Source organism: Chryseobacterium sp. BIGb0232 (genome assembly GCF_024810195.1).
In the GTDB taxonomy this organism is placed as follows: domain Bacteria; phylum Bacteroidota; class Bacteroidia; order Flavobacteriales; family Weeksellaceae; genus Chryseobacterium; species Chryseobacterium pennae.
Window position 1 is genome coordinate 635,432 of the sequence record NZ_JANUEH010000001.1, and the last position, 11,811, is coordinate 647,242.

General features: G+C 37.2%; 10 protein-coding genes. 7 read left to right on the top strand and 3 right to left on the bottom strand.

The features are described from left to right. The first annotated feature begins 51 nt into the window (after positions 1 to 51). The 7 genes from M2372_RS02755 (at position 52) to M2372_RS02785 (ending at position 7,732) form a co-directional block, all read left to right on the top strand. Complete coding sequence (locus M2372_RS02755; RefSeq protein WP_123318450.1) at positions 52 to 765, top strand: hypothetical protein; 714 nt, start codon at positions 52 to 54, stop codon at positions 763 to 765. 29 nt (positions 766 to 794) lie between these two features. Further along, the gene (locus M2372_RS02760) at positions 795 to 1,487 is read left to right on the top strand and encodes an AIM24 family protein (RefSeq protein WP_115970606.1); all 693 of its coding nucleotides are present in this window, start codon (positions 795 to 797) and stop codon (positions 1,485 to 1,487) included. A 54-nt stretch (positions 1,488 to 1,541) separates the two neighbouring features. After that, complete coding sequence (locus M2372_RS02765) at positions 1,542 to 3,077, top strand: peptidase M61 (protein ID WP_123318449.1); 1,536 nt, start codon at positions 1,542 to 1,544, stop codon at positions 3,075 to 3,077. Positions 3,078 to 3,126: 49 nt separating this feature from the next. Further along, positions 3,127 to 4,200, top strand: coding sequence for a serine hydrolase (locus tag M2372_RS02770; RefSeq protein WP_185018699.1), 1,074 nt, complete (start codon positions 3,127 to 3,129; stop codon positions 4,198 to 4,200). A gap of 217 nt (positions 4,201 to 4,417) precedes the next feature. After that, positions 4,418 to 5,815 carry a Gfo/Idh/MocA family protein gene (locus M2372_RS02775; protein ID WP_115970604.1) on the top strand — a complete coding sequence of 466 codons (1,398 nt, stop codon included), beginning with the start codon at positions 4,418 to 4,420 and terminating at the stop codon, positions 5,813 to 5,815. Then, positions 5,805 to 6,710, top strand: a complete 906-nt coding sequence (locus tag M2372_RS02780) for a sugar phosphate nucleotidyltransferase (protein WP_123318448.1) — start codon at positions 5,805 to 5,807, stop codon at positions 6,708 to 6,710. The genes M2372_RS02775 and M2372_RS02780 overlap by 11 nt, the downstream gene beginning before the upstream one ends. Continuing rightward, the gene (locus M2372_RS02785; protein ID WP_123318447.1) at positions 6,701 to 7,732 is read left to right on the top strand and encodes a phosphotransferase enzyme family protein; all 1,032 of its coding nucleotides are present in this window, start codon (positions 6,701 to 6,703) and stop codon (positions 7,730 to 7,732) included. The genes M2372_RS02780 and M2372_RS02785 overlap by 10 nt, the downstream gene beginning before the upstream one ends. 176 nt (positions 7,733 to 7,908) lie before the next feature. Here M2372_RS02785 and M2372_RS02790 read toward each other — a convergent pair whose 3' ends face one another. From M2372_RS02790 to M2372_RS02800, 3 genes are all read right to left on the bottom strand, one after another. Beyond that, entirely contained in the window at positions 7,909 to 8,409 is a 501-nt protein-coding gene (locus tag M2372_RS02790) for a DNA-deoxyinosine glycosylase (RefSeq protein WP_123318446.1), read from the bottom strand. Positions 8,410 to 8,532: 123 nt separating this feature from the next. Then, positions 8,533 to 9,588: a chlorophyllase/cutinase-like alpha/beta fold protein gene (locus tag M2372_RS02795; protein ID WP_228455642.1), complete on the bottom strand. Its 1,056-nt coding sequence runs from the start codon at positions 9,586 to 9,588 to the stop codon at positions 8,533 to 8,535. 196 nt (positions 9,589 to 9,784) lie between these two features. Then, positions 9,785 to 11,779, bottom strand: coding sequence for a S9 family peptidase (locus M2372_RS02800; protein ID WP_123318445.1), 1,995 nt, complete (start codon positions 11,777 to 11,779; stop codon positions 9,785 to 9,787). Positions 11,780 to 11,811 lie beyond the last annotated feature (32 nt).

An 11,811-nucleotide genomic window follows, 5' to 3' on the forward strand; every position in this document is an offset into this window, starting at 1 on the left:
GGAGTTTTTCTAGTAAAAAAAGTTTATTTTAGTCAAAAATAAAATAGATTAATGGAATCCGTTAACAAAATTCACTTTCTGAACAGCCCTTATCCTAATGGGCACCAACTTACAGCATTTATCTGGAGAGGGAGAATTGACGAAGATGAATCTGTTTGGTTTGATTTTCATTTAAAATCTGAAAATTATTATGCAGAAGAAGAGGAAGAAGAGAATAATGATGACTTCGATGAGAGTGAAAATGAAGATATCTCCAGTTGGGATTCCAAAATAGTATGGGACAATTACCTAGCCTGTACACTGTCATCAATCTATTGGGGTGAAGGAGGCGGAATCAGAATTGATAATTCGGGTGAAAAAATAGATCTGGACAAGGTGATTCAAAATGATCTGTATACCAATGATCTTCCCTCTGAAAATGATTTTGATGAAGATGATCTTGCTTTTGGTATTTATCTGCTTGGCCACGACAGCTGTGCCAATCATAGAATAAAGTTTTCAAAAAAGGAGAACCATTCATATGATATTGAATGGACCGGTAAAATTGCTTTAACTTATTCCGGTGATGATGAGTTTTCCCATGAGTTTACAGCATCTATTAAAAATGCAGAATTTGATGGCTTTCATTATCCTAAAACCTGGTCTGTAGAAAAAGCAACCGAAGTATTTCAATCCAAACTTGCTTATTTTGAAGACTATGAGTTTGTAGATCTTAATCCTAAAAGCAATAAGCGAGAATATAAATTAAATAAAATCAACAAATAACATTAGAACAAATCTAAAAACTATCCAATATGAGCAAATATTCAATTGAAGCATTTATCAATGAAACAAAAGAGAATCCACAGAAAAGGGACTATTTTGAACTGGAAACCAAGCACCTTTTAGAAATTAATCTTAACAATCAGGCAGTATGGACTAAAAAAGGAAGCATGGTGAGCTACGTGGGAAATATTAATTTTGAAAGACAGGGGATGCTGGCCGGCGGTATCGGAAATCTTCTGAAAAAAGCCATCAGTGGAGAAGGAAGCAAACTGATGAAAGCTGAAGGAACCGGAAAATTATACGTTGCAGATTCTGGTAAGAAAGTTCGTATTCTTTACCTGAATAATGAATCGGTTTGTGTGAACGGTAATGATGTTCTGGCTCATGAACAAAGTGTAAAAAGTGATATTACCATGCTGAAAAGTATTGCTGGAATGATGTCCGGAGGTCTTTTCCAGGTAAAACTTTCAGGAACAGGCCATATTGCAATTACCACTCATGGTGATCCTTTAACCCTGCTTGTAACTCCTGACACTCCGGTTTTCACAGATCCGAATGCTACCGTTGCCTGGTCCGGAAACCTGAGCCCGGAACTGAAGACCAACGTTTCATTTAAAAGCCTTATCGGAAGAGGAAGTGGTGAAGAATTCCAGATGAAATTTTCAGGACACGGATGGGTTTTGATTCAGCCTTATGAAGAAGTATATTTTATGGAAAAATAAAAAACTTAAGCTTGGGCAATTTTTGTAATTTAGTACTAACTAAAATAAAAGCAGATGAATAACCTGATCAAATTAGTTTTTGTACTGTTTATATTTCCAAATACAATTATTGCCCAAGTCTCAAAGAAATCTTATCAATATAATATAGACCTTCTTCACCTGTCCGGTGACGAAGTTAAAGTTTCTTTTACGCCACCCAAAAACAATCTTAAACAAGGAAAATTCATTATTCCCAAGCTAGTTCCCGGCTTTTATCAACCTATGAATTTCGGGCAGTATGTTTCAAATCTTGTTGCCACTGATAAAAACGGAAAAAAAGTTACCATCGAACGTCTGGATCAAAACAGCTGGATGGTACATGATCTTAAGCATGTCAGCTCAATATCATATCAGGTAGCTGATGGCTGGGATTCTTTAGAAAAAGACAGTCATGAGGCCAAATCTGCCGGAAGTATGTTTAATAAAGACAGTGTTTTTGTCATCAACTATAATTCGTTAGTGGGGTATTTTCAAGAAATGCAGGATATTCCTTATCAGATTAAAGTTACAAAAAATAAAGATTTTTATGCTTCTTCTGCCTTAGATTACAAACAGAAGGACCAAAACACAGATGTTGTCTGGGCAAAAGATTACCGTCAATTGGTAGATTCTCCGGTTTTATACTGTATTCCCGATACAACCTCGTTAAAAATCGGACATACTGAGGTTCTCGTATCATTTTACAATAAAAAAGAACGACATTATTCCAAAAAAATAGCACTTGAAATTGAAAGTATTTTAAAGAATCAGCAAGCTTATCTGGGTGGAACTTTACCGGTAAACAAATATGCTTTTTTGATTTATTACGAGGATTCAAATGAAAAGGGATTTATGGGAGACGGACTGGAGCATTCACAATCAACAGTCTGCCTGTACTATTCCGGAAGTATGGATTATCTCTCCAATGCCTTAAACAGAGTGGCTTCCCACGAGTTTTTCCATATTGTTACTCCTCTTAATATTCACTCGGAGGAAATTCAGCATTATGATTTTCTGAACCCTTCAATGTCTCAGCATCTGTGGCTCTATGAAGGAATGACGGAGTACGCCACCATTCATATGCCCATAAAACAAAAAATGATAAGCCTGGAGGATTTCGAAAAAAGCCTGGAAGAAAAAATACAAGGGATGCAGGAATTTGACAATAAACTATCCTTTACAGAGATCAGTAAAAATGCGATGGAGAGACAGGATCAGTATATGAACTTTTACCAAAAAGGACCATTACTGGGAATGTGCCTGGATATCAGATTAAGAGAACTTTCCGGAGGAAAAACCGGCACTCAGAATCTGATGCTGGAGCTGATGAAAAAATATGGATCCGGTAAGTATTTTAATGACCTTGATTTATTTGATGAAATTACAAAATTGACTTTCCCGGAAATACGTACATTTTTCAGTGATTATATTGAAGGTACACAGCCCGTTCCTTTGAAAGAATATCTGGCAAAAGTTGGTTTTACTTATGATGAAAATACTGGAAAAATAAGTCTTTTGCCCAATCCTGATTCAAAACAAATAGCTTTAAGGAAAGCCTGGATTGGCCAGTAACTTTGATTAAAATTATCCTTACCTCAATATCCATAATAAAATTGTTACTATGAAAATAAAACTTTCAGGATTGTTTATGATCATGATTCATTTTGCTTATCCGCAAGTACAGAAGGTGGAACAAGTGATTCATTCATGCATAAAAAAAGATAATTTCAACGGTGCCGTCTTAGTTGCTCAAAATGGCAAGACCGAATTACTTACTTATACAGGTTTATCCAACAGGCATTATAATATTCCATTTTCAGATGAAACCCGGTTTCATATTTTCTCTCTCACCAAAACATTTACTGCAGTATTGATTATGCAGCTTTATGAAAAAGGGAAAATTAATCTGGACGCCCCTATTTCCACTTATTATCCGGAATATAAAGGCGAAGCTGCAAAAAAAGCAACTATAAGAAATCTTCTTACTTACAGCAGTGGCCGTGAAAACAAGGATATCAGTTCCCCGGAACTCATTCATGAGGCTTATGACAACACCATCTGGAACCTGGATGATTTCATTACCACTTTTCTTTCTGAAAAACTGATAGATGTACCCGGAACAAAGTTCAGTTATAACAATGGTGATTTTATACTATTGGGAAAGATCATTGAGAAAATATATCATCAACCTTTTGAAGAGGTATTAAAAGAACAGATCTTAGTTCCTCTCAAAATGGAGAACACCGGATTTCTTCATCACAATGATATCATTCAAAACATAGATGAAGGGTATTCAGCTGATCCTTCTGATCCATTTGCTCTTCACACGCCTACCAATACTTATATTGATAATTTCTACTCTGCCGGAGCTATGTATTCTACTCCTAAAGACCTTCTTATTTTTGATCAGGCCGTATTTAATCATAAGCTGTTTAATAAGGCTACATTGGAGACTATGCTTACACCGGATAAAAAACTTGAAGATACTGCACTTGGTTTTTGGGTTTATCCTAAAAAATTCGGAACGGTTAATACGTTATTTGCAGAACGTCAGGGAGAAGGTTACGGACACAGTGCCAATTGGGTACATCTGGTTGATAAAAATCTTAGTATTATCATATTATCCAATACCAAAGACATCAAATACCTGAATAAAATGAGAGAAAGATTAATTACAGCTTATTATGGGCAATGATTTTTGTGAAATTTGATCTTAATAATGAAGTAAGACTTGAAGATAATAGATGGATAGATAATAGACGGATAGATGATAGACTGAGAAATGTAAGCATTTAACTTCTTACACCTACATCCCGAAACCCACACACTCCAAAACTCTCAAACCCTCAAACCTAACAACTCCCACTCCATCGCCGTTTGCAAAAGTTTTAATATATTTAGAAAAAAAATAAATGGACAATAGCACTTCCCGCAGAAATTTTATCAAAACAGCAGCTTTGGCAAGTTTTGGTGCATTGGTTGTACCCAATTCCTTATTTGCCTATTCAAGTGATTTTAAAACAGATAAGAAAGTCCGTGTAGGATTTATTGGTGTAGGACTTCGTGGTCAGGAACATGTGAAACTATTGGCCAAACGCAGTGATGTAGAAATCGTTGCTTTTGCTGATCCTGATAAAAGAATGCTGGCAGCCTCTCAAAAGATATTAAAAGAAAACAATAAAGCAGCAGCTCAGGAGTTTTCCAACGGCGAGTATGATTACCGAAATCTTTTAAAATTGAAAACGATAGATGCTGTAGTCATTGCAACTCCATGGGAATGGCATCTTCCTCAAGGGGTAGAAGCCATGCGTGCTAAAAAGATTGTAGGGATGGAAGTTTCCGGAGCGATAAAGCTTCAGGACTGCTGGGAATTTGTGAAAGTATATGAGGAAACAAAAGTTCCTATTTTCATGATGGAAAATGTATGCTACCGAAGAGATGTGATGGCTATTCTGAATATGGTCCGTAAGGGGATGTTTGGAGAATTGGTTCACGGAAGAGGTGGTTATCAGCATGACCTGAGAGGCGTACTTTTCAATGATGGGGTTACTCCTTACAATTCAGGAGCTGAGTTTGGTGAAAAAGGCTTCAGTGAGGCTAAATGGAGAACAGAACATTATGTAAAACGCAATGGAGAGCTGTACCCTACCCATGGATTAGGCCCAATTGCCATGATGATGGACATCAACCGTGGAAACCGTTTAACGAGACTTTCTTCATTCTCATCCAAATCTGTAGGACTGCATAAATATATTACAGAACATGCAAAAGGTGGAGAAAATCACCCGAATGCTAAAGTAAAGTTCAATCAGGGAGATGTTGTGACCACACAAATTGCCTGTGAAAACGGAGAAACCATTCTTTTAACCCATGATACCAGCCTACAGAGACCTTATGACCTTGGATTCCGTGTACAGGGAACTGAGGGATTATGGCAGGACTTTGGTTGGGGAGATTTCAACCAGGGACACATTTATTTTGAAAAAACAATGAATCACACCCACCGTTGGGATAACACGGAAAAGTGGATGAAAGAATATGATCATCCGATGTGGAAGAAATTTGAAAGCACTGCTGCAGGAGCAGGACATGGAGGAATGGACTTCTTTGTGATGAATACTTTTATTGAATGTATCAAACGAAATATAGAATTCCCAATGGATGTTTATGATCTGGCCTTATGGTATTCGATCACACCATTGAGTGAAGAGTCTATTGCTAAAGGAGGTCAGGCAGTTGATATTCCTGATTTCACCAACGGTAAATGGAAAACCCGTAAACCTGTATTCGGAATGACTGATGAATTCTAAGAAAACATTACTCATCCTGGCAGGTGGATTAGGAAGCCGTTACAAAGGACTTAAGCAAGTGGATGGAATACTTGACAATGGTTCTCCCATTCTGGAGTATTCTGTCTATGATGCTCTGGCAGCCGATTTTTCCAAAGTGGTTATTATCGTTAACCGATTGATTCCTCAAAGTTATATTGAGCGCCTCAATGCAGTTTCTGAAGCCAAAGGTTTTGAACTCCATTGGGTATATCAGGAAATGGATAGTATTTCTATCTCTGATTTTGATTATTCAGAACGTCAAAAGCCTTGGGGAACGGGACATGCTGTGCTTTGTGCTAAAGATGTTATTCAGGAACCTTTTGTTATGATTAATGCAGATGATTTCTATGGAAAAGAGGTTTATCAACTGACCGCAGAAGGATTCGCACCCTATATCTCAGAAACAAAGTTTGGGCTGGCCGCTTATCCTGTGGATACAACATTAAGCGGTAACGGAACTGTTGCAAGAGGAATCTGTACATTAGACTCAGAAAATTATCTGGTTCATGTGGAAGAGCAAACTTCAATACAAAAGATAAATGACACTATTATTTATACTGAAAATGGGGGAAATATAGAAATAGCACCAGACACCTTGGTTTCCATGAATTTTTTCATTTTTCATCCCAGTATTTTTAATTCGTTAGAGAAATATTTTTATGATTTTATCGCATCAAAACCTGGATCTACTCAGGAATTTTATATTCCTTCTGCTGTTCAGAGAATGATTGATGAAAAAAAGGTAAAAGTAATGGTAAAAGCATCCCCTTCTCAGTGGATGGGTGTAACCTATGCTGATGATAAAAACAATATTAAGGACTTTCTGATGTCAGAAATTCAAAAGAACAGATACCCGGAAGATTTATGGAAATAAACGATATCGTGATGCAGTTCATCGGTACAGAGAATTACAATCTTTCCCCTATTACAGATGGACTGATTAATACAACTTATCTTTTGGAAGATAGGGACCGGAATGAAAAGTTTATTCTGCAAAAGATCAATCATCATGTCTTCAGACAGCCGGAAGTTATTGTCAACAATCATTTAATGATTAATGAACTTCTCAGGTCCAATAATTATCAATTTCAAATTATAGAACCTATTCCTTCTCTTACCCATAAACTTCTGGTAAAAGATGCAAATGATGAACCATGGCGGATGCTAAGCTTTGTAGAAAACAGCATTACCTTTCTTACCGCTCCATCTTTACAGACGGCTTTTGAGGCAGCTAAAACCTTCAGTTATTTCCTTAGTATTGTAAATACTGAAAAGCTGCCAGCTATTGAAGACACTCTTCCTAATTTCCTCAATTTCGAAAAAAGAATTGCAGATTATAAAAAGGCATTAGAAAATGCAGCTCCACAGTTAAAGGAAAATGCAAAGGCTGAAATAGAAATCACCAACCAGCTTATTTCCTTACCTGATCAATGGATAGAAATGGAGAAAACCAATCAGATTCCTAAAAGAATCATCCATGCTGATGTAAAAATCAGCAATATCCTCTTTGATCAAAATCATCTTCCGTTAGCTGTAATCGATCTGGATACCATGATGATTTCCACTATTTTATATGATTTCGGAACGATGATTCAGTCCTATACCAATACAACCCATGAAGATGACGGAAGTGCTAAAAACAATTTCAATCCTGAAATGTATAAGGTTGTAAAAGAAGGATTTCTTTTCTATCTAAAGGAAAAACTGACTCAGGAAGAGGCTTCTCACCTTGATTATGCTGCACAAGTCGCCATTTATATTCAGGAGGTTCGTTTTTTAACTGATTACCTCAATGGAAGTGTTTATTATTCTACGAAATATCCTGACCATAATCTGGACAGAACGAGAAATCAACTGGAATTACTGAAAGGCTTGAGAGCTTATTTGGAATGTTAATTTTATTCTTTTCTTACTAAAAAAGTAAAATACAATATTGAGATTCCCTGCGGAATGACAAACAGAGCATTTTAGTCATTCATACACTTTGTCATTCCGTAGAAATCTCTGTTTTATCAGGTAAATATAATATAGTTTCACAAAAAAATTAGAAGCACTTTTCCCTTCTATAATGCTCAGCCTCTCCCACTCAAAAACTCCAGAACCTTCTTCCATTCTTCAAACTTCTTTTCAAAGGAAATGGTATGAAGCGGACTTGTGGATGGCATTAATAAAATGGGAAGCTTATAGTTTTTTCCTAAAAGCTTCTGCAAGTTTTTATACGATTTCCCACCGTTACAGAAGATGGCTTTCACATTCGGATACCCTTCCAGCAGTTCAGCAATCTGATTGGCTTCTTCGTTTTTAATCTCTGAATCCAGACTCCCTTTTCTTTCACAGGAATCGATGACATCCCAAAGGGCAATGTGATGTTTCTTTAAGGTTTCAATTCTTTTGGAATAATCTTCGGTAAATTCTTCATTCAGCAATTCAAGGATGATTTTCCAGAATTTGTTTTGCGGATGGGCATAATACTGCTGCATTTCCAGGGATTTTACTCCAGGAATAGAACCCAGAATTAAAATTTCAGACTGATCATCAATGAGTGGTGGGAAAGAAGAAATACGGTTTTGCATATTCAAATATATACATTTTGGCTAAAGCCGTTGGAATTAACCATTATCAATAAAGCGGGCTTCTATTGATTTTTTCATTATTAAAAAAGCCGGAAAAACCGGCTGTTAAATATTTTTACACCATTACTGAAGGAGATCTGCTTTTGCATTTCGTTTTACTGGTGGAGTCAGAAGACCTATAAATTGAACATCATCTTTCAGTTTATACTGTGGTCCTACAAAATAAGATTTGGCCTCACCGTCATTATAGCCCATATATTTTAACCATGCTACAGAAATACCCGCAAATTCATTCTTTGCAATATCCATCGTTGGACTGAAATGGGTGGCTGTAGTGGCTGTAGCCGACCAGGCTGGTACATTTTTAATCAAATTACTTTGCCAAAGATTTGGCCAGGTATCTGCCGGAACTACAAAATCCAGTCTTCCTGTAAGCGTAAAAGTGGGAACTCTCACTGTTGACCCTATAGCCACAGGCCCCGGCTCAATAGGTAAAGCAGCTACAATTTTCAGATCAGGATCAATCAGTTTCACAGCCGTTTCTGAAATACTGGATGTTAAAAGAGTAGCTCCTCCTCCTGCAGAATGACCTGCAATAATCATTTTTGAGAGGTCTGCTTTTCCGAAAAGGGGAGATTGTGGATCTTTGTTTAATTTAGCAACATTAGCCGCTCCCAAAATATGCATATCCGGCATACTATTGATAAAATTGGAAGAGATCACAACAATAAAACCATAGCTCGCCCATAATCTGACCATCTGGTCATAATTCCCCTGACTGGAAAGAATACCGCCTACAAAATTGACAACGGGAAGCTTATTCATATTTGCAATATCTGACGGATAATAAACAGCGGTAGAAATTGGACTTTCGAAACCATACGGAAAATTGTTACTGCATTTAATACTCTGATCCAATATCCCTATCGTCTGTAAGATAGGAATCACAAGACCTGCAAGCTGATTACAGTCTCCTACAACAGCATTCGTACTTACCTGATGAGGCCCAGGCTTTCCATATTGGATATTGGCAGTGCCTTTGGAAGGGAAAAGGACAGATTTATCTGCTGAAACTTCACTGATCTTTCCGGCTGGATCACTTTTAAACACTTCCTCTTCTCTTTGGCAGGAAGCCATAAGTAAAGAGATCAATACTGTAGTTACAATACTTTTTTTCATATTTTTTTGGATTTAAATTCAATGTATTGATTTTAAACACCAACGGAACAATCTTTTCAAATATAAAGAAAAAAGAAACGCATTATGTTTTATTTATTATGGGTTTCATAATGAGTTCATTACTATAATCATTTGCCAATCAGGCATAAAAAAAACGGAACAAGTCCGTTTTTTTATATTGAGAAATAATTCTGTATTACAAGGTTTCCTTTAACCAGTCAAAGAATTCTCTCTGCCATACCAATCCGTTTTGTGGATGAAGTACCCAGTGGTTTTCATTCGGGAAGTAAACCATTTTAGATTTTAATCCTCTTAATTTTGCTGCCTGGAAGGCTTCCTGCCCCTGCTCATAAGGTACACGGAAATCAATTCCTCCCTGAATGATCATGATTGGCTTGTTCCATTTTTCTACGAAGTTGCTTGGATTGAACTCTGTATATGCTTTTGGCAATGGTTTTTCCCATGGAGAACCAAGATCCCAGTTCGCAAACCAAAGTTCTTCAGTCGTCAGATACCATGATTTCATATCGAATAATCCGTCATGAGCAATGAATGTTTTGAATCTGTTTTCGTGGATTCCAGCCAGCATAAATACACTGTATCCCCCATAACTTGCTCCAACCGCTCCAACTCTTTCCCCATCTACATACGGTAATGTTTTGGCATAATCTGTAGCTGCAAGATAATCTCTCATTGGTTGTCCACCCCAGTCTCTTGAGATGTCTTCATTCCATTTTGTTCCCCAGCCCGGCATACCTCTTCTGTTTGGAGCTACTACGATATAATCGTTGGCTGTCATCAGGGCAAAGTTCCATCTTACGCTGAAATATTGTGTTAATGCAGATTGTGGTCCTCCCTGACAGTATACCAGTGTCGGATATTTTTTATTGGGATCAAAGTTCGGTGGATAGTGGAACCATACGCCCATTTCTTTACCATCCGAAGTTTTTACCATTTTAAGTTCAGATTTTCCTTGTGCTAGCTTAGCATAGGTATCTTTATTTGCTTCAGTAACCTGCTTCATTTCCCCGTTTTTAAGGTTTACAGAGAATAATTCTGTAGCATGGTTTACATCTGTTCTTCCTACTAATACTGAAGTTTTGTTGTCTGTGAAAATTTCATTCACATCAAAATCTCCTTTGGTGATCTGCTGTACTTTTGCAGACTTTGAATCTAAAGAGAACAACTGTTTTGTACCTCTGTAAGCCGCTGTGAAATAGATTGTTTTTGAATCTGCACCCCAAAGTACATCTCCGGAAACGCTGTCATCCCAACCTGCTGTAAGGTTTGTAGTCTTTCCTGATTTCCAGTCCAGGATTTTCACATCATTTTTATCCGCTTCATATCCGTCTCTGGCCATACTCTGCCAGATCAAAGATTTCCCATCCGGGCTGAATTTTGGATTGACATCATATCCTTTGTTTGATTCTGTAAGGTTTTTAGTAGTTCCTGTAGCTAAATCATAAGCAAAGATATCTGTATTGGTACTGGTAGAGTACTCTTTACCGCTTTTCGGTTTGGTAACATATAAAAGCTGTGCAGAATCCGGGCTCCATACAAAGTCTTCGGCACCTCCGAAAGGTCTTTGAGGAGAATCCCATGTTTTTCCTTCCAATAAATCTTTAGCTGCTTCTACTTTATCTGAAGTATTCACTACAAATACGTGGTTGTATTTCCCTTCGTTGAAATAATCCCAGTGTCTGTGGTTTAGGTCTGTATATACCTGAGCGGTAGTTTTAGGAGTATCACTGTATTTGTCTTTCCCCATTAATTTTTCTACCAAAACCTGCTTACTGAAAGCAATTCTCTTCCCATCAGGAGAAATAACGATATTGTCAGCCTCTCCAATGGTATAGAATTCTGCCCATGTTTTCCCGGCGTCTTTTGAAAGATAAATTTTATCTCCTTCCTGAGCATAGATCCCGTTTTTATCCCACTGGATTAATGCTTTTTTACCGAAATCGATTTTGGAAGCCTGGTGATTAAGAACATTCAGAAAGTAGTTCTCGTTTTTTGTTTTTTCTGTTTTCAGATCTACCTGTCCTACTTTATAAATAAGGGATGCCTGATCCGGTGAAATTGCCTGTACTCCTACTTTTTTCAAAGTCCAAAGAATTTCAGGCGTCATTAATTGTTGTGCATTCATTAAAAGCGGAGCTGCCAGAGCCAGCAGACTGTACTTAAGTTTCATATGTTCATTCTTTTTTAGCAGATCTAAGAAAC

What these genes read in the sequence shown, in the direction of transcription:
- M2372_RS02755 (WP_123318450.1), top strand. Translation starts at nt 52, where the DNA reads ATGGAATCCGTTAACAAAATTCACTTTCTGAACAGCCCTTATCCTAAT.
- M2372_RS02760 (WP_115970606.1), top strand. Translation starts at nt 795, where the DNA reads ATGAGCAAATATTCAATTGAAGCATTTATCAATGAAACAAAAGAGAAT.
- M2372_RS02765 (WP_123318449.1), top strand. Translation starts at nt 1,542, where the DNA reads ATGAATAACCTGATCAAATTAGTTTTTGTACTGTTTATATTTCCAAAT.
- M2372_RS02770 (WP_185018699.1), top strand. Translation starts at nt 3,127, where the DNA reads ATGAAAATAAAACTTTCAGGATTGTTTATGATCATGATTCATTTTGCT.
- M2372_RS02775 (WP_115970604.1), top strand. Translation starts at nt 4,418, where the DNA reads ATGGACAATAGCACTTCCCGCAGAAATTTTATCAAAACAGCAGCTTTG.
- M2372_RS02780 (WP_123318448.1), top strand. Translation starts at nt 5,805, where the DNA reads ATGAATTCTAAGAAAACATTACTCATCCTGGCAGGTGGATTAGGAAGC.
- M2372_RS02785 (WP_123318447.1), top strand. Translation starts at nt 6,701, where the DNA reads ATGGAAATAAACGATATCGTGATGCAGTTCATCGGTACAGAGAATTAC.
- M2372_RS02790 (WP_123318446.1), bottom strand. Translation starts at nt 8,409, where the DNA reads ATGCAAAACCGTATTTCTTCTTTCCCACCACTCATTGATGATCAGTCT.
- M2372_RS02795 (WP_228455642.1), bottom strand. Translation starts at nt 9,588, where the DNA reads ATGAAAAAAAGTATTGTAACTACAGTATTGATCTCTTTACTTATGGCT.
- M2372_RS02800 (WP_123318445.1), bottom strand. Translation starts at nt 11,779, where the DNA reads ATGAAACTTAAGTACAGTCTGCTGGCTCTGGCAGCTCCGCTTTTAATG.